This is a genomic window from Kibdelosporangium philippinense, assembly GCF_021390435.2.
GTDB classification, from domain to species: domain Bacteria; phylum Actinomycetota; class Actinomycetes; order Mycobacteriales; family Pseudonocardiaceae; genus Kibdelosporangium; species Kibdelosporangium philippinense.
Genome location: NZ_JAJVCN010000002.1, coordinates 409,818 through 427,274 on the forward strand (window position 1 = coordinate 409,818; position 17,457 = coordinate 427,274).

Consider the following 17,457-nt stretch of genomic DNA (forward strand, 5'->3'; position numbering starts at 1 on the left):
TGGGAACCCCCTGAATGCTGTTGTCGAAGCTCTGAGCTGAATCTGGTATACCAGTTGGTATACCAGATTTCAATAATGCCTTCGGGAGGGTGTCACTCGTGCCGAAGATCGAGACCGACGACGGGGTGAACCTGCACGTCGAAGAGACCGGGACCGGCTTCCCGCTGCTCTTCATCCACGAGTTCGCTGGTGATCACCGCAGCTGGGAACCGCAGGTGCGGTACTTCTCCAACACCCACCGGTGCATCACGTACTCGGCCCGCGGCTACCCGCCCTCCGACGTGCCACAGGATCCGGCCGCCTACTCGATGGACCGCGCGGTCAAGGACGCGATCGCGGTCCTCGACCGTCTGGGAATCAAGAAAGCCCACGTAGTCGGCCTGTCGATGGGCGGCTTCACGACACTGCACCTGACGCTCAGGCATCCGGACCGAGTGGTCTCGGCGGTGGTCGCGGGCGCGGGCTACGGCGCACACCCCGACAAGCAAGAGGGCTTCCGAGCCGAAAGCCACGCGACCGCCGACTCCTTCGAGCACAAGGGCGCGGCTGAGGTCGCGAAGACGTACGCGGTCGGCCCGGCGCGTGTGCAGTTCCAGAACAAGAACCCGCGCGGCTGGGCGGAATTCGCGGAAGCCTTGGCTGAGCACGACTCGCTCGGCTCAGCGTTGACGATGCGGGGCGTGCAGGCCTCACGGCCTTCGTTGTACGCGTTGAAAGAGGACTTGGCGACGATCGAGACGCCGGTGTTGATCGTGGTCGGCGATGAGGACGAAGGCTGCCTCGAACCCGACCTCATGCTCAAGCGGACCATTCCGACCTCGGGTTTGGCCGTGCTGCCGCAAACCGGGCACACGGCCAACCTCGAAGAGCCGGACCTGTTCAACTCTACTGTGGACAGGTTCATCAGCGCGGTCGACCGGGGTGCGTGGCGCACCCGCGATCCCCGGTCACTGACCGGCGCCACCATGTAGTTCGAAGCCGTAGCGCGCGAGCACTCGTGCGCGGAGCTCAGGATCGTTGCGGGGCACGGGTTCCAGGAAGATCTCGGTCAGTTCGTGGAACTCGGCCCGCAACTCCGCCTCGATCCGCACACACGCCCGTTCCAGGTCCGCCGCGCCCAGCGAGTCGTCGAAGTCGAGCCGGGCGCAGACCAGGACGCTGTCTGTTCCGGTGGTCATCGTCAGCAGATCGACGACCGCTTCGACCTCAGGCGTTTCACGCAACCGCTTGCCCACCGCCCTGACCAGCACCGGGTCGGCCTGGCGGCCGATCAGCAAACCCCGGTTGGTACGGCTCAGCAAGTACGCGACCACTGCCAACAGCAGACCAATGAGCACCGAGGCGATGCCGTCGGCCAACTGCGATCCGGTGATCTGGTGCAACCCGATGCCCGCGAACGCGATGAACAGACCGACCAACGCGGCACTGTCCTCGAACAACACCGTCTTGGAGGTCGGGTCGTCGCTGTGGCGCAGATACTCGAACATCGTCCGGCTCTGCTCTGCCGCTTCCCGGCGAGTCTGGCGCACGGCCTGCAGCCACGACACCATCTCCAGCGCGAACGCGATGGCCAGCACGATGTACGCGACGATCGGCGATTCCTGCTCTACCGTCGGGCCGAAGATCGCGTCGAAGCCCTCGTAGAACGAGAACACCGCGCCGGACACGAAGATCGACACGGCCGCGAGCAGCGACCAGAAATAGCGTTCTTTGCCGTAGCCAAAGGGATGCGCGCGATCCGCCGGTCGCTCGGACCTGCGCAACGCGGTCAGCAGCAACGCTTCGGTGAACGTGTCCGCCACCGAATGCGCGGCTTCGGCGAGCATCGCGGCCGAGCCCGTGATCAGCCCGGCGATCAACTTCATGATCGCGATCGCCAGGTTGACCAGCAGTGCCAGGACGACCGTGAGCGTGCTCTCGCCGCCCGGCTTGTCCTCTTTGGTCTCTTTGGTCTCGCTCACAGCTCGGCCAGTGCCGCGCCGATCGCGCGGTGGAACGTCGGGTACGCCAGGATCATGCCCTTCAGTGTGGCGGTCGGGACCTTCGCGTGCACGGCCACGACCAGCGCGCCGATGATCTCCCCAGCACCAGGCCCGACGGCTGACGCGCCGACGAGGAAACCGCGGTCGGCGTCCTCGATGAGCTTGATCAACCCGTCGTTGCCCAGCTTGTGGATGAAACCCCTGGAGGAATCCGGCAATCTGGTCAGCGCGGTCCGGACGTTGATGCCCTGCTGCTCGGCTTCAGCCTGCGTCAGGCCGACCGAGGCAACCTCGGGATCGGTGAAAGTGGCGTGCGGCACCGCGTGGTACTGCGCCCGTGGGCCGTCCTTGCCGAGGATGTCGGCGACCGCGATGTCCGCGTGATACATGGACATGTGCGTGAACGCGCCCGTACCCGCGATGTCGCCGATCGCCCAGACCTTGTCGGCCGCCCGCATCCGGTCGTCTACCTGGATGAACCGGCCGTCGTCCGGGATGCCGACGGCTTTCACCCCGAGCGCGGCCAGGTCCCGCGTCCGGCCGGTGGCGACCAGAAGCTGGTCCGCGGTATAGGTTTCGCCGCCTGCCGTGACATGGAAGGCGCCGTCGTGGTCCACTTTGGTCGCGCGGGCGCCGGTGACCACTTTGATGCCCTCGCGCTCGAAGATCTGCCTGAGCAACTCGCTCGACTCCGGTTCGTCGTTGGGCAGCAACCTGTCCGGCGACTGCAGAACCGTGACATCAGCACCGAAACGGGCGAACACCTGGGCGAACTCACAGCCCACCGGTCCGCCGCCGAGCACTATCAGCGACTTCGGCACTGCCGTTGCCGGGACCGCCTCGCGGTTCGTCCAGAGTGGAGTGTCAGCAAGCCCATCGATCGGCGGAACCGCTGGATCGGTCCCCGGGTTGAGCACGATTCCCTTGCGTGTACGGAAAACCAGGTCGCCAACTGTGACCTCGTCGGTGCCGGTGATCTTGCCGTACCCACGGACAAACCGGACGCCCGCAGCTTCCAACCGGTCAACGGCAGCCTGGTCGTTCCAGTTGGCGGTCGCGTCATCGCGTACACGGGCGGCGACCGGCGCCCAATCCGGCTGAATCTGCACGGACCCAGCCAACTGGTTCGCCCGTCGCGCCTCGGCGAGAGCATCGGCCGCGCGGATCATCATTTTGGTCGGAATGCAGGCGTAGTAAGGGCATTCGCCGCCGACCAACCGGGCATCGATCCCGACAACGGACAAACCCGCCTTGCCGAGTTGAGTGGCGAGCGACTCGCCACCCGGACCCAGCCCGATCACAACGACGTCCACATCCTCAGCAGTCATGAACCAAGCCCATCACGAATACCGCCGCCGCGCGACCACTAGCGTGTCCACCATTCCGGAACAGTGTGTCCACCGTTGCTGAACGGTGTGTCCACCGTTCCGACACACCGAAATACACATTCCGGCACCTCGAGATCGCCGTCCGGGGTGGCTTCAGGGCCGCTACGCGCATTTCACTGTGCTGGAACGGTGGACACGGTGTGCTGGAACGGTGGACACGGTGTGCTGGAACGGTGGACACGGTGTGCCGGAACGGTCAATTCATGGTGTTGGAATGGTGGACACGGTGTGCTGGAACGGTGGACACGGTGTGCTGGAACGGTGGACACGGTGTGCCGGAACGGTCAATTCATGGTGTTGGAATGGTGGACACGCCCGGGGTGGTGGCGAGAACCTGCATGAACGCCGGGAATCTGCGCCACCGGGCAAACCTGTCCTCGGGCGAGTCGTCGTGTGGCACGGGTTCACGGATGGTCTCGATCAGCAGCCCGGCTTGCCGCAGCGCCTCGGCGTACGTGCCGATCGAGCGGTGCCAGCCGCTGAAGTGCATCGAGATGCCTTCCTTCGTGTCGACCGCGTTGAACGCTGACGTCGCCAGGTAGGAGCCGTCGATGGTGAAAGGTGCCTCAGGATCGCTCTGGTCGAACCCGATCGAGTCGGCGACCGGGTGCACGATGGTGATCGCGAGCTTGCCGCTCGGCTTGAGCACGCGGGCGAACTCCCGCAACGCCCCATCGAGGTCGTCCACATCCATCAGCATGTTGTAGGAGACCAGCAGGTCCACTGAGGCGTCTTGGAATGGCAGGTTGCTGGCTTCCCCATCGACGTACTTGCCCTCTGGGTGCGCCTCTTGCGCCGCTTTGCGCAGGCCAGGCGCCGGTTCGACGCCGGTCACGGCGTAGCCACGGGAGGCCAGGTCCCGGGAGAGGCGGCCTTCCCCGCACCCGACGTCGACAGTGACCCCGCCGGGCGCGGGTATCAGGTCGAAGAACCTCTCCCGGTAATGCCAATAAGCATCGAACCCTGGCTTACGTGCCCACTCGACCCAGTTGGCCGCCTGCGATTCCCAGTGCTGCTTGTCAGTCGTAGTCACCTAGCTGACTGTAGGGACCCTGTCATCCGGATTTACAGATCGAGCAACTCGATCGGATCGAACGACATCTTGAACGGCTCATCCACCTCGAACCGCTCTCCGGCCGACGCCTTGGCGAGCAGCCGGTACTTGTCCCCGTCAAGCCGCCACATCCGAACTGACGCTTGCTCGTCGACCAGGCTCACTTCGCCCGTCAGGTAGTAGGGGATCTTGGCTGCCGCGCACAGGGCGGGCTTGTCGATCCGATCCCGAGATCGGCTGGATGGCGACACGAACTCGCCGACCACGACTGCATCTGCCGCCTCGACCCACACCCCAGGCACAGGTGAGCGCACGACCGCGAAGTCAGGCTGAATCCATTTCTGGAGATCGAACCGAAGGTTCACAGTCGTGTACACACGCAACCCCGCAGCGCGCACGGCCGGCTTGACCAGCGTCCGCAATTCATCAGCCGCGTAGACGTTATGGCCTGCTTCGTAGGGGCTCAAGATCAGCTTTCCGTCGACGCATTCGTACTTGGCCGGCGGCGCCCCTTTGATGGGTAGGTAACGCTCGGCGAGGTCGGTGGTCCACATGCCGTAGAGATCTACTAAAGGATCGAAGGACCCAGCCCTACTCGCCTCAGCGAACATGGGGACCATCTCCTCGATCATATGTTCAGGCTACCCGCTGTTCTTACCCAACGCTCCTACACGATCAGGTTGTTGACAAGTCCTGCGCGGCGGGCGCGGGCTGCGGCTGGCCGCGTTTCACGGCGGTCAGCAGCAGCTGGGAAACGTCCACGACCTCGACGTTCTCGCCGACACCTTCGCTCTTGCGCTGCGTCAACCCGTCGTTGAGCATTACGCGGCAGAACGGGCAACCAGTAGCGATCTTCGTCGGCGCGGTGCCGAGGGCCTCGTCAACGCGGGCCACGTTGATCCGCTTGCCGATCCGCTCCTCCATCCACATGCGAGCGCCACCGGCGCCACAGCACATGGATTTGTCGGCGTGGCGCGGCATTTCCCGCATCGACACCCCGGAAGACTCGATCAACTCACGCGGCGCCTCGTAAACCTTGTTGTGCCGCCCCAAATAGCAGGGGTCGTGATACGTCACGTCCTCGGCGACCGGAGCCACCGGTACCAGCTTTCGCTCACGCACCAAGCGGTTCAGCAGCTGCGTGTGGTGCATGACCTCGACGGTCAGGCCGAGTTCCGGGTACTCGTTGCCGATGGTGTTGAAGCAGTGCGCGCAGGTCGCGACGATCTTGCGAACTTTGCGGTCCTCGAACACTCCATTGAGGACTTCGACGTTCTGCTGCGCGAGCATCTGGAACAGGAACTCGTTGCCAGCGCGGCGAGCCGGGTCACCCGTGCACGCTTCCTCCGAGCCGAGGACCACGTATTTCACGCCCGCGATGTGCAGCAGTTCAGCGACGGCCCGGGTGGTTTTCTTCGCCTTGTCCTCGAACGCGCCCGCGCAGCCGACCCAGAACAGGTACTCGAAGTCCTGCGTGCCGTCGTACACCGGCACCTCGAAGTCCAGGTCCTTGGTCCACTCGAGACGGTCCTTGGTGTTCTGGCCCCACGGGTTGCCTTTGTTCTCAAGGTTCTTGAACATCCCGTTCAGCTCGGCCGGGAAGTTCGACTCGATCAGCACCTGGTAGCGGCGCATGTCGACGATGTGGTCGACGTGCTCGATGTCGACCGGGCACTGCTCGACACACGCGCCGCAGGTCGTGCACGACCACAGGGCGTCCGGGTCGATGATGTCGCCGACCAGGGCCTTCTCCGACTCGGCGAGCGCCAGTACGTCGATGCCCGCGTGCGAGTCAAGGCCGATCTCGTCGCCAGCCATGTCGCGTCGGCCGCCAGCCAGCAAGTATGGCGCCTTGGCGTAGGCGTGGTCACGCAGTTGCGTGATGACCATCTTGGGGGACAACGGTTTCTCGGTGTTCCACGCCGGGCACTGCGACTGGCAGCGGCCGCATTCCGTGCACGTGGTGAAGTCCAGCCAGCCCTTCCACGAGAAGTCCTCGACCTTGCCTGCGCCGAAGACGTCCTTCTCCGGGTCGGCTTCCTCGAAGTCCAGCGGCTTGCCGCCGCTCATCATCGGTTTCAGCGCGCCGAGGGCCGTGCCTTCGTTGCGCTTGAAGTAGATGTTGAAGAACGCGGTGAACCGGTGCCAGGCCACACCCATGGTCTTGTTCAGCGAGATCACGATCAGCCAGACCATCGCCGAGAAGATCTTCATCGCCGCGAAGATCGACACCAGCGCGGGCTCGGCGGGCAGCACCGAACCGATCAGCTTGGTCACCGGCGCGGACCAGGTCGGCACGTCGAAGTAGCCAGCGGCGTACTTCGCGGCCCGGATACCCATCACGCCAAGGCCTTCGACCAGCACGATCGCCTCGACGAAGTACGCGCGGCCCATCCGGGAGCCGGTGAAGCGCGACGAGCGGCCCTTGAAGCGCGGGTGGTTGCTCAGCCGGATGTAGATCAGGCCGAGGATGCCGAGGACCGTGGTCAGCCCCAGCAGCTCGACGAATAGGTTGTACGGGCCCCAGTGGCCGATCACCGGCAGGTCCCACGCGGGCACGAACACCTCGCCGTACGCGGCGACGACGCTGAGGATCAGCCCGCCGAACCCGGCCATCACGAACCAGTGCAGCACACCGACGTGGCTCCACTTGAGCATCCGGGTGTGCCCGAGAACCTCTTTGAGCATCACGCGGACACGGCGGCCGAAGGGGCCGTTGCGCGTCGAGTCCGGTTGTCCGAGCCGGATCGTCGCGAGCATGCGCCGCACGGTGATGGTCGTCATGACCACCGCGACCACTGTCAGCAGCGCGCAGAGGATGCCGAGGATCAGCCCCAAGCCTGTCATGGCGCCGACCGTATCCAGGGTTACTCGTCAGTAACTAGTCCAGCGTGATCTGGATCGCTCAAATTCGCTTGGTATTGGGACCATCGTCCCGTTAGTTTGGCAGTATGCCTCCCTACCTGTTATTGGCGGTCGCGATCGCGGGTGAAGTCGCCGCGACGACCTCGCTGAAGCTCTCCGAGAACTTCACCAAGCTCGGCCCGTCGATCGTGGTCGTCGTCGGCTACCTTCTTGCCTTCGGCGTGCTCGGCAAGCTGCTGAAAGACGGTTTCCCGGTCGGCGCCGCCTACGCGATCTGGGCAGCGGCCGGTATCGCCGCGGTCGCGGCCATCGGGGCGGTGTTCTTCGCCGAACCGGTCAACTGGACGATGGCTGGTGGACTGGTGCTGATCATCGGCGGCGTCGTGCTGCTCGAACTCGGGAGGGCGCACTGATCACACAACCGGACGGCCGCAAGGCCAGAGGCGACCGGCGCAGGCAGGAGTTGATCCAGGCGACGCTGCGGGTCATCGAGCGGGACGGGGTGGCGGGAGTGACGCACCGGACCGTCGCCAAGGAAGCCGGAGTGCCGACGACCTCGACCACGTACCACTTCTCCAGCCTCGAAGACCTGCTCACCGCAACCCTCACCTGGTGCGCGAGTGGCTTCACGACAGCCGTGCGCGACTTGGTCGAACGAGCCAGGATCAGGGGAAGTCAGGGTGCCCGCGAGGTCGCCGAGATGATCGTGGAGTCCCTCGGCCCCGAGCGCGGCCGCACAATGGCCGAGTACGAGCTCTACCTCTACGCCGCCCGAAACCCGGCGCTGCGCCCGGCCGCCCGGCTATGGCTTGACGTGCTGACAAGCCTGGTGCAGCACGACGATGAGGTCGCCTTCCGCGCGTTCCTCGCCGGGATGGACGGCCTGTTGATGCAGGGCCTGATCGACGACGAGCCGCCGACCGTGGCCGAGCTGGAACCGGTGGTCGCGTACCTGATGCGCCCCTCAAAACCCTGATCTTGATCAGCCAGGGTTCTGCCCGGATGGCTTACGGGCGGTCAGCCGAAAGTGTTACAGCATGCGAAAAACCGTTGCCGCCCTGGCCACTGCCGCTGCCGTCACGCTGACCGCGATGCCCGCACAGGCCGCCGATTTGCCGCCGCCGAACAAACCCTTGCTGGAAGCGTCGATCGCGGGCTTACCCGACGCGGAGGCCACCGGCGCGTTCGTCCGGATCACCGGGTCCGCCGGTCGTTGGTCGGGCACGTCCGGCGTCTACGACATCGAGAAAGGCGGATCGGTCCGGCCCGATGGAAGGTTTCGGATCGGCAGTATCACCAAGGTTTTCACGGCTGTTCTGGTGTTGAAGCTGGCTGAGGAAGGCAAGATCGATCTCAACGAGCCGGTCCAGCGTTATCTGCCGTTGCCTGCGAGCTATCCGCCGATTCCGGTGTACACCTTGCTCGACCACACGTCTGGCCTGCCGCATGTGGACATCCCCGGTTTTGACGACCCGCAATGGGTTGTCGACCACCGCTTCGACAGCTGGACCCCGTCGCAGGTACTCGCGACCGTGACCCGGCACGAGCATCTGTTCACGCCAGGCACCTTCCAGCGCTACAGCAATTCGAGCTACGTCGTCGCCGGAATGATCGCGGAAAAAGTGACTGGCAAGCGCTACGCCCAGCTTGTCCGTGAACGCATCGCCGAACCGCTTGGCCTGTGCCAGACCTACTATCCCGGCGACGATCCACGCCTGCCCAACGCAAGCGCGCGTGGATACTTCAACGTCAACGGCAAGCTCGTCGACATCACCGAGATGAACCAGTCCGTGCCGTGGGCGGCTGGCGGGATGATTTCGACGGCGTCCGAACTGGACACGTTCGGCACTGCGCTGTTCACCGGCCGTCTGCTCGGCACGGAGTCGATGACCAGGCTTTTCACCGTGCCGAACGTGAAGAACTTCGACGACGGCAAACCGGCGATGTACAGCCAGGGCCTGCTGACCATCACGTTGAACGGCGTGCAGCTCTGGGGCAAGAACGGCACCCGCTACGGGTACGCGACCGGCCTTTTCGCCACCCGTGACCTGGCACGAAAGGTCGCGCTCTCGGTCAATTCGACGGCCAAGTCCACGACCGGTCCTGAGCAACGCGTACTGCGCATCGCAGACGCGGTCACCCGCTGATCACGGGGGAGAATCATCATGCGTAAAACCATTGTGGCCCTTGCCACTGCGGCTGTGGCCATGACGGCCATCCCAGCCCAGGCAGCCACGCTGCCACCACCCAACGACGCCTTGCTGAAAGCGTCCCTCTCGGGCCTACCCGACCCTGACGTGACGGGCGCGTTTGTCCGGGTCACCGGGTCTGCTGGACGTTGGTCGGGCACGTCCGGCGTCTACGACATCGAGAAAGGCGGATCGGTCCGGCCCGATGGAAGGTTCCGGATCGGCAGTATCACCAAGGTCTTCACGGCTTTTCTGGTGTTGAAGCTGGCTGAGGAAGGCAAGATCGATCTCAACCAGCCGGTCCAGCGTTATCTGCCGTTGCCAGCGGACTATCCGCCGATCCCGGTGTACACGCTGCTCGACCACACCTCCGGCCTTCCGCACGTGAACATCCCGCAGGCCAGCGATCCACAGTGGATCGTCGACAGGCGTTTCGACAGCTGGACACCGGGGCGAGTTCTCGCCACAGTCACCGCGCAGCCGATCCTGTTCACGCCGGGAACCAAGCAGCGGTACAGCAACTCCAGCTACATCGTCGCCGGAGTCCTCGCCGAGAAAGTCACTGGCCAGTCGTACGCCCAGCTCGTGCGCGAGCGCATCGCCGACCTGCTCGGGCTGTGCGACACCTACTACCCCGGCAACGACCCGCGCCTGCCCAACCCCACCGCACGCGGCTACTTCACCCTGAACGGCAAGCTCATCGACATCACCGAGATGAACCAGTCCATCCCGTGGGCGGCGGGTGGAATGATCTCCACAGCATCGGACATGGACACCTTCATGACCGCGTTGTTCCGCGGCCGTCTGCTCGGCAAAGACTCGATGACCAGGCTGTTCACCGTGCCGAAGGTCAAGGACTACGACAGTCCGGCCCAGGATGCGAGGTTCAGCCAGGGCCTGCAGACCGTGACCATGAACGGGGTGACGGTCTGGGGCAAGACCGGCACGCGCTACGGGTACACCAGCGGCATGTTCGCCACCCGTGACCTGGCCCGCAAGGTCGTGTACTCGCTGAATTCGACCAACAAGTCCTCGACTGGGCCGGACGCACGGGTCCAGCGGATCGCCGACGCCGTCACGCGCTGAGGAATTCACCCGGGACCGGTAGTTTCGTTCCTGTGATGGGACTGCCGGATTCGATCAAGGCCCTGCTGTTCGATCTCGACGGAGTGCTCACCGGCACCGCCGAGCTGCACAAGCAGGCATGGAAACGGACGTTCGACGATTTCCTCGCCGGTCGGGAAGGTCAGACACCCTTTACCGAACAGGACTATCTGGACTACGTCGATGGCAGGCCGCGCGCCGACGGGGTACGCACGTTCCTCGCGTCGCGCGGCATTCAACTGCCCGAGGGCGGTTCGGACGACCCGCCGAGCGCAGAGACGATCAACGGGGTCGGCAACCGGAAGAACGAGCTGTTGCTGTCGATCATCGACACCGAGGGCGTGCGGCCGTATCCCGGATCGAGGCGCTACGTCGAAGCCGCCCGGTCCGCCGGGTTCAAGATCGGCGTGGTGACGTCGTCGGCCAACGGCGCCGCCGTTTTGGACGCGGCGCATCTGAGCAAATACGTGCTTGCCAGGGTGGACGGGGTGACGATCACCTCACAGGGGCTGCGCGGCAAACCGGCGCCGGACTCGTTTCTGGCTGGTGCCAAGGCTTTGGGCGTCCTGCCGGAGGAGACCGCAGTCTTCGAAGACGCGTTGTCAGGTGTACAAGCTGGGCGAGATGGGAAGTTTGGGTTTGTTGTCGGAGTCGATCGCGCGAACCAGGCGGATGCCTTGCGCGCGCACGGCGCCGACGTCGTCGTGACGGATCTTGCCCAACTGCTGGAGGCCTGATGGACAAGCCGAGTTACGAGATCTCGCCGTGGCAGTTGCGCTGGTGTGGTCTTGATCTGGAAGAGTTGCGCCGCACGGAATCCACGTTCGCCCTCGCCAACGGCCACATCGGACTGCGTGGCACGCTTGAGGAAGGCGAGCCGCGCGGCCTGCCGGGCACGTACCTCAACGGCTTCTACGAACAGCGCAGGTTACCGTATGCCGAGGCTGGCTATGGTTTTCCGGAGGACGGCCAGACGGTCGTCAACGTGACCGACGGCAAGATCATCCGGCTGCTGGTCGAGGACGAACCGCTCGACATGCGCTACGGCCGGGCCCTTGACCACACGCGGGTCCTGGACTTCCGGTCCGGCACGCTGCGGCGATGCACTGAATGGGAGTCGCCGACCGGCCGCCGGGTCCGGATCACCTCCGAGCGCCTGGTGTCCTTCACCCAGCGCGCGATCGCCGCGATCCACTACACCGTGGAACCTCTGGACGACAAGATCCAGCTGGTGATCCAGTCCGACCTGCTGGCCAACGAGCCCGTCGCGTCTCGCACCGAAGACCCGAGGGTCGCGGCCGCGTTGGACAAACCGCTGGTCAGCGACCACGCCTCGGCCAGGGGCTACCGGGCGGTGCTTGCCCATCACACGAAGGCTTCCGGGTTGCGGATGGCCGCGGCGATGGACCACGAACTGCACCTCGACCACGACAACATCCGCACGGAAATCCGGGCCGAGCACGATCTCGCCAGGCTGACCGTCGCGGCTGACATCCCCAAGGGAAGCAAGCTGTCGCTCACCAAATACCTGGCGTACGGCTGGTCCAGCCAGAGGTCATCGGCCGCGCTGCGGGCCCAGGTCGACGCGGCACTGGTGGGCGCGCTGCAAACCGGCTGGGACGGCCTGCTCGCCGAGCAGAGGTCCTTTTTGGACGAGTTCTGGGACACGGCCGACATCGAGGTCGAAGGCGACGCTGAGCTGCAGCAGGCGGTCCGGTTCGCGTTGTTCCACGTCCTGCAGGCCGGAGCCCGCGGTGAGACCAGGGCGATTCCGGCGAAGGGCCTGACCGGCCCAGGGTACGACGGGCATGCCTTCTGGGACACGGAATCCTTCGTGTTGCCGGTGCTGACGTACACCATCCCGGACGCCGCCCGCGACGCGCTGCGCTGGCGTTACTCCACCTTGGACAAAGCGCGCGCCAGGGCGAAAACGTTGTGCCAGGACGGCGCCGCGTTCCCGTGGCGCTCGATCAACGGCGAAGAATGCTCCGGCTACTGGCCCGCGGGCACGGCGGCGTTCCACATCAACGCCGACATCGCGGACGCCGTGATGCGGTACCTGTACGCGACCCAGGACAAGCCGTTCGAGTCCGAATGCGCGGTGGAACTGCTCGTCGAGACCGCCCGGCTCTGGATGAGCATCGGCCATCACGACACCCATGGCCGATTCCGTATCGACGGTGTCACGGGCCCCGACGAGTACACAGCCGTCGTGGACAACAACGTCTACACAAACCTGATGGCACGGCGTAATTTGCGCGCCGCGGCCGCCCTTGCCGAAGACAATCCCTCTCTGGCGCACGAATTGGGCGTCGACACCGAGGAAGCCTCCCGTTGGCGCGATGCCGCCGACGACATGGTTGTCTTGTACGACAAGGACCTCATGGTTCACCCGCAGTCCGAGTGCTTCACCGATCATGCTCGCTGGGACTTCCACAACACGCCGGTCGAGAAGTACCCACTGCTGCTGAACTACCCGTACTTCGACCTGTACCGCAAGCAAGTCGTCAAGCAAGCCGACCTAGTGCTTGCTCTGCACGTCTGCGGTGACGAGTTCACCCCCGAGCAGAAAGCCCGAAACTTCGCGTACTACGAGGCATTGACCGTTCGCGACTCGTCATTGTCGGCGTGCACACAGGCCGTGATGGCTGCGGAAGTCGGCCATATGGAACTGGCCTACGACTACTTCGCCGAAGCCGCGTTGACGGACCTGCATGACCTGCACGACAACGTCCAAAACGGACTCCACATCGCCTCCCTCGCGGGCGCGTGGATCGCCACGGTCGCCGGGTTCGGCGGAATGCGTGACCACCACGGCAAACTCTCGTTCGCGCCACGCCTGCCACCGGAACTGACCAAGATCACCTTCCGGATGACCTTCCGCGGCAGCAAGATCGGTGTGGAGATCCGCCCTGACCGCGTGGCATACCGGCTGCACTCTGGCGAACCACTGGAGCTGTGCCACCACGGCGACCAGTTCACCCTTGGTACCGAACCGGTGATCCTGCCGATCCCCGACCTACCCGGAAACCCGGCACCACACCAGCCACACGGCCGCGCCCCGGTCCGGCGTCGACCCCGATAAGTCGACCCGGTAGCACTTTCGACCGACGCGAACGGGGGTAGGGCTAGCACCAAGGTCGGAATGCCAGCCAACTCCAGCGCGTCGGCCACCCCTGACGCGTAATTTCCTTGCTGACGGTCCACTCAGGGTTCGCGACCCGGGTCGGCTCGGGGTCCTCCCCGATGCCGCTACCCGGTCGTCTCAATACCTTGAGGTCGTCTCGTCACGTTGTGGCCAGTGGGATCCGATGGGGAGCAGGAGATGGACATGTCTCGTCGTGTGGTGTCGGGGGTATGCGCGATCGGCGTGGGGATGCTGGTGCTGTCCGGGTGTGACGGATTCCAGCTGACGTCGTCCAACTTCACCGACTCGACGGACCTCACGCAGCAGGTCGGGACGGTCCGGCTCAACACCGGCTCGGGGAACGTGATCGTCCGGACCGGGTCGACTGCGTCGGTGCGCCGCACGGTGCACTACCGGCAGAACGACAAGCCTGGTCAGACCCATCGTGTCGAGGGGGACACGCTGGTTCTCGATGACTGTCCGCAGCGCAACTGCTCGGTCGACTACGAGGTCACGTTGCCTGCCGCGGCCAAGATCATGGGGCAGCTCGGGTCGGGTGAGATCGACATCACGGGCATGTCCGAGGTGGGGGTGCGGACCGGTTCCGGCGATGTCCGAGTCAGGGACATCTCCGGGCCGGTCACCGCGACGGCAGGATCGGGCGAGATCCAGCTGACCAATCTGCAGAAGTCGGCTGTGGTCGAGGTCGGTTCCGGCGACATCCGGATGACCGACGTCAAGGGGGACGTCACCGCGCTGTCGCGCTCAGGTGAGGTCACTGCCAGCGCCATCAGCGGCAAGGCATCCGTGGAGAGCGGGTCGGGCGATGTCCGGGTCGACATGGCCACGGCGCAGAATGTGAAGGTGTCGGCGCGCAGTGGCGGGATCACGGTCACCGTGCCCCGCGGCCAGGCGTACAAGACGAACGTCGTCACCTCAAGCGGGGAGAAGACGGTCAACGTCGACACCAGCCAGGAGGCGCCGTACCTGCTCGACCTGGAGGCCTCAAGCGGCAACATCCAGGTCGACTACCGCGGCTAGAAGACCCGCGGGAACAAACCCCGCACCCCGCTCGTTAGCCTATCAGGAAGGTTGAGCGGACTCCGCTCAAGTCTGATTTTGACCGGCGTAGACTCTCGGTAGCAGACTTGAGCCACACACGCTCAAGGCGAAGAAAAACACTTACCGGGAGGATTCCATGGCGCGAGCGGTCGGCATCGACCTGGGGACGACCAACTCCGTCGTCGCCGTTCTCGAAGGCGGTGAGCCGACGGTCATCGCCAACTCCGAGGGTTCGCGGACGACCCCGTCCATCGTCGCCTTCGCCAAGAACGGCGAGGTGCTCGTCGGCCAGCCGGCGAAGAACCAGGCGGTCACCAACGTTGACCGCACGATCCGCTCAGTCAAGCGGCACGTCGGCAGCAACTGGAAGACCGAGGAGATCGACGGCAAGACCTACACCGCGCAGGAGATCAGCGCGCGTGTGCTGCAGAAGCTCAAGCGGGACGCGGAGTCCTACCTCGGTGAGCAGATCACCGACGCCGTGATCACCGTCCCTGCCTACTTCGAGGACGCGCAGCGACAGGCCACCAAGGAAGCCGGCCAGATCGCTGGCCTGAACGTGCTGCGGATCGTCAACGAGCCGACCGCGGCCGCCTTGGCCTACGGCTTGGACAAGGGCGAGAAGGAGCAGACCATCCTGGTCTTCGACCTCGGTGGCGGTACCTTCGACGTCTCCTTGCTCGAGATCGGCGACGGTGTCGTCGAGGTCCGCGCGACCAGCGGTGACAACCACCTCGGTGGTGACGACTGGGACCAGCGCATCGTCGACTGGCTGGTTGACAAGTTCAAGCAGTCCAGCGGCATCGACCTGACCAAGGACAAGATGGCGCTGCAGCGGATCCGTGAGGCCGCTGAGAAGGCGAAGATCGAGCTGTCCAGCTCGACGAGCGCCAACATCAACCTGCCGTACATCACCGTCGACGCGGACAAGAACCCGCTGTTCCTCGACGAGACGCTGACCCGCGCGGAGTTCCAGCGGATCACCTCCGACCTGCTCGACCGCACCAGGGCGCCGTTCCACAACGTGATCAAGGACGCCGGCATCAACCTCGGCGACATCGACCACATCGTGCTCGTTGGTGGCTCCACTCGGATGCCCGCGGTCACCGACCTGGTCAAGGAGCTGACCGGCGGCAAGGAGCCCAACAAGGGCGTCAACCCGGACGAGGTCGTGGCCGTTGGTGCCGCGCTGCAGGCCGGTGTGCTCAAGGGTGAGGTCAAGGACGTCCTGCTGCTGGACGTGACCCCGCTGTCGCTGGGCATCGAGACCAAGGGTGGCGTGTTCACCAAGCTGATCGAGCGCAACACCACGATCCCGACCAAGCGTTCGGAGATCTTCTCGACCGCGGACGACAACCAGACCACGGTTGGCATCCAGGTCTTCCAGGGTGAGCGCGAGTTCGCCGTGCACAACAAGAAGCTGGGCACGTTCGACCTGACCGGTCTGCCCCCGGCTCCGCGTGGCGTGCCGCAGATCGAGGTCACCTTCGACATCGACGCGAACGGCATCGTGCACGTCTCCGCGAAGGACCTCGGCACCGGCAAGGAACAGTCGATGACGATCACGGGTGGCTCGGCGCTGCCCAAGGACGACATCGACCGGATGGTCAAGGACGCCGAGGCGCACGCGGAGGAGGACAAGCGCCGCCGCGAGGAGGCCGAGACCCGCAACCAGGCCGAGACGCTGGTGTACCAGACCGAGAAGTTCTTGAAGGACAACGAGGACAAGGTCCCGGCCGACGCCAAGGACAAGGTCAACGCGGCGATCCTCGAGGCCAACGAGGCGCTCAAGGGCGAGGACACGGCCAAGATCAAGGCCGCGGTCGAGAAGCTGTCGCAGGAGTCGCAGGCGATGGGCGCGGCGATGTACGCGTCCGCCAACGCGGCGGGTGGCGAGGGCGGCCAGGCCGGCGGTGCCGGTGCGACCCCGCCGAAGGACGACGTTGTTGACGCCGAGATCGTCGACGAGGACGAGAAGAAGTGACTGACCAGGGACCGCACGACAACAGCAACTCCGTTGAGGAGCCTCGAGTGGTGGTGCGCGACCGGCGCCGGATCGATCCGGAGACAGGTCAGGTCAAGACTGTGACCGAGGAGGTGCCCGTCGACGAGGCGGGCGCCCCCGAGGGCGGCAGGCACGCCTCGGCCGACGAGGTCGAGGCGGAGATCGTCCCGGAGATCATCAGCGAGGAGCTTTCGCTGAAGACCGAACTGGATGAGCGCACCAAGGACCTGCAGCGACTGCAGGCCGAGTTCGCCAACTACCGCAAGCGGGTGGACCGCGACCGCGAGAGCGTGGTCGTCAACGCCAAGGCGTCGGTGGTGAACGAGCTGCTCGCGGTCCTCGACGACCTCGAGCGCGCGGCCGTGCACGGCGACCTGACCGGAGCGTTCAAGGCAGTGGCGGACAAGTTGACCGCGACCCTGCAGCGCGTCGGGCTGGAGCCGTTCGGCCATGAGAACGAGCCGTTCGACCCGTCCGTGCATGAGGCCGTGCAGCACGACACGTCTCCGGACGTGCAAGGCCCGACCGTGACCGCGGTATTGCGCCGTGGCTACCGGATCGGCGAGAAGACGCTGCGCCCCGCGCTGGTGGCCGTGACCGACCACGAGCCCGGTGCCCCGGCACAGGAATGGGCCGAACCGTCCGAGGGACAGCCAGATGGTTCGGCGGACCGTAACTAAG

At 65.1% G+C, this 17,457-nt stretch carries 15 protein-coding genes; 10 read left to right on the top strand and 5 right to left on the bottom strand.

Annotated features, from left to right (window positions below; all coding sequences use genetic code 11):
• The first annotated feature begins 98 nt into the window (after nt 1-98).
• On the top strand, nt 99-971 hold the full coding sequence (locus LWC34_RS20725) for an alpha/beta fold hydrolase (protein WP_233726821.1): 873 nt from the start codon (nt 99-101) through the stop codon (nt 969-971).
• Here the strand turns inward: LWC34_RS20725 and LWC34_RS20730 are convergent.
• From LWC34_RS20730 to LWC34_RS20750, 5 genes are all read right to left on the bottom strand, one after another.
• Nucleotides 948-1,961 (bottom strand): cation diffusion facilitator family transporter, encoded by a 1,014-nt coding sequence (locus tag LWC34_RS20730; protein ID WP_233726822.1) that lies wholly within the window; start codon nt 1,959-1,961, stop codon nt 948-950. The two genes, LWC34_RS20725 and LWC34_RS20730, sit on opposite strands and share 24 nt — an antisense overlap.
• Nucleotides 1,958-3,310 carry a dihydrolipoyl dehydrogenase family protein gene (locus LWC34_RS20735; protein WP_233726823.1) on the bottom strand — a complete coding sequence of 451 codons (1,353 nt, stop codon included), beginning with the start codon at nt 3,308-3,310 and terminating at the stop codon, nt 1,958-1,960. Before LWC34_RS20735 ends, LWC34_RS20730 begins: the two co-directional genes overlap by 4 nt.
• Before the next feature lie 349 nt (nt 3,311-3,659).
• Nucleotides 3,660-4,403, bottom strand: coding sequence for a class I SAM-dependent methyltransferase (locus LWC34_RS20740; protein WP_233726824.1), 744 nt, complete (start codon nt 4,401-4,403; stop codon nt 3,660-3,662).
• Nucleotides 4,404-4,435: 32 nt separating this feature from the next.
• Nucleotides 4,436-5,056, bottom strand: coding sequence for a Uma2 family endonuclease (locus LWC34_RS20745; protein ID WP_233726825.1), 621 nt, complete (start codon nt 5,054-5,056; stop codon nt 4,436-4,438).
• A gap of 43 nt (nt 5,057-5,099) precedes the next feature.
• Complete coding sequence (locus LWC34_RS20750) at nt 5,100-7,271, bottom strand: (Fe-S)-binding protein (protein WP_233726826.1); 2,172 nt, start codon at nt 7,269-7,271, stop codon at nt 5,100-5,102.
• A 104-nt stretch (nt 7,272-7,375) separates the two neighbouring features.
• Between LWC34_RS20750 and LWC34_RS20755 the strand changes: the two genes are divergently transcribed.
• The 9 genes from LWC34_RS20755 (at nt 7,376) to grpE (ending at nt 17,456) form a co-directional block, all read left to right on the top strand.
• The gene (locus LWC34_RS20755) at nt 7,376-7,702 is read left to right on the top strand and encodes a DMT family transporter (RefSeq protein ID WP_233726827.1); all 327 of its coding nucleotides are present in this window, start codon (nt 7,376-7,378) and stop codon (nt 7,700-7,702) included.
• Nucleotides 7,699-8,265 carry a TetR/AcrR family transcriptional regulator gene (locus tag LWC34_RS20760; RefSeq protein ID WP_233728785.1) on the top strand — a complete coding sequence of 189 codons (567 nt, stop codon included), beginning with the start codon at nt 7,699-7,701 and terminating at the stop codon, nt 8,263-8,265. The genes LWC34_RS20755 and LWC34_RS20760 overlap by 4 nt, the downstream gene beginning before the upstream one ends.
• 61 nt (nt 8,266-8,326) lie before the next feature.
• Nucleotides 8,327-9,436 carry a serine hydrolase domain-containing protein gene (locus LWC34_RS20765; protein ID WP_233726828.1) on the top strand — a complete coding sequence of 370 codons (1,110 nt, stop codon included), beginning with the start codon at nt 8,327-8,329 and terminating at the stop codon, nt 9,434-9,436.
• A gap of 18 nt (nt 9,437-9,454) precedes the next feature.
• Nucleotides 9,455-10,564: a serine hydrolase domain-containing protein gene (locus tag LWC34_RS20770; RefSeq protein ID WP_233726829.1), complete on the top strand. Its 1,110-nt coding sequence runs from the start codon at nt 9,455-9,457 to the stop codon at nt 10,562-10,564.
• Between the two features lie 32 nt (nt 10,565-10,596).
• Complete coding sequence (locus LWC34_RS20775) at nt 10,597-11,319, top strand: HAD family hydrolase (RefSeq protein WP_233726830.1); 723 nt, start codon at nt 10,597-10,599, stop codon at nt 11,317-11,319.
• Nucleotides 11,319-13,667, top strand: coding sequence for a glycoside hydrolase family 65 protein (locus LWC34_RS20780; protein ID WP_233726831.1), 2,349 nt, complete (start codon nt 11,319-11,321; stop codon nt 13,665-13,667). Before LWC34_RS20775 ends, LWC34_RS20780 begins: the two co-directional genes overlap by 1 nt.
• 246 nt (nt 13,668-13,913) lie before the next feature.
• Complete coding sequence (locus LWC34_RS20785) at nt 13,914-14,750, top strand: DUF4097 family beta strand repeat-containing protein (RefSeq protein ID WP_233726832.1); 837 nt, start codon at nt 13,914-13,916, stop codon at nt 14,748-14,750.
• 157 nt (nt 14,751-14,907) lie between these two features.
• Complete coding sequence (gene dnaK / locus LWC34_RS20790) at nt 14,908-16,755, top strand: molecular chaperone DnaK (protein ID WP_233726833.1); 1,848 nt, start codon at nt 14,908-14,910, stop codon at nt 16,753-16,755.
• Nucleotides 16,752-17,456, top strand: coding sequence for a nucleotide exchange factor GrpE (gene grpE, locus LWC34_RS20795; protein ID WP_233726834.1), 705 nt, complete (start codon nt 16,752-16,754; stop codon nt 17,454-17,456). Before dnaK ends, grpE begins: the two co-directional genes overlap by 4 nt.
• Nucleotide 17,457 lies beyond the last annotated feature (1 nt).

Coding starts and splice junctions, on each gene's coding strand:
- LWC34_RS20735 (WP_233726823.1), bottom strand. CDS start 3,310: ATGACTGCTGAGGATGTGGACGTCGTTGTGATCGGGCTGGGTCCGGGT.
- LWC34_RS20745 (WP_233726825.1), bottom strand. CDS start 5,056: ATGATCGAGGAGATGGTCCCCATGTTCGCTGAGGCGAGTAGGGCTGGG.
- LWC34_RS20750 (WP_233726826.1), bottom strand. CDS start 7,271: ATGACAGGCTTGGGGCTGATCCTCGGCATCCTCTGCGCGCTGCTGACA.
- LWC34_RS20755 (WP_233726827.1), top strand. CDS start 7,376: ATGCCTCCCTACCTGTTATTGGCGGTCGCGATCGCGGGTGAAGTCGCC.
- LWC34_RS20765 (WP_233726828.1), top strand. CDS start 8,327: ATGCGAAAAACCGTTGCCGCCCTGGCCACTGCCGCTGCCGTCACGCTG.
- LWC34_RS20770 (WP_233726829.1), top strand. CDS start 9,455: ATGCGTAAAACCATTGTGGCCCTTGCCACTGCGGCTGTGGCCATGACG.
- LWC34_RS20780 (WP_233726831.1), top strand. CDS start 11,319: ATGGACAAGCCGAGTTACGAGATCTCGCCGTGGCAGTTGCGCTGGTGT.
- LWC34_RS20785 (WP_233726832.1), top strand. CDS start 13,914: ATGTCTCGTCGTGTGGTGTCGGGGGTATGCGCGATCGGCGTGGGGATG.
- dnaK (WP_233726833.1), top strand. CDS start 14,908: ATGGCGCGAGCGGTCGGCATCGACCTGGGGACGACCAACTCCGTCGTC.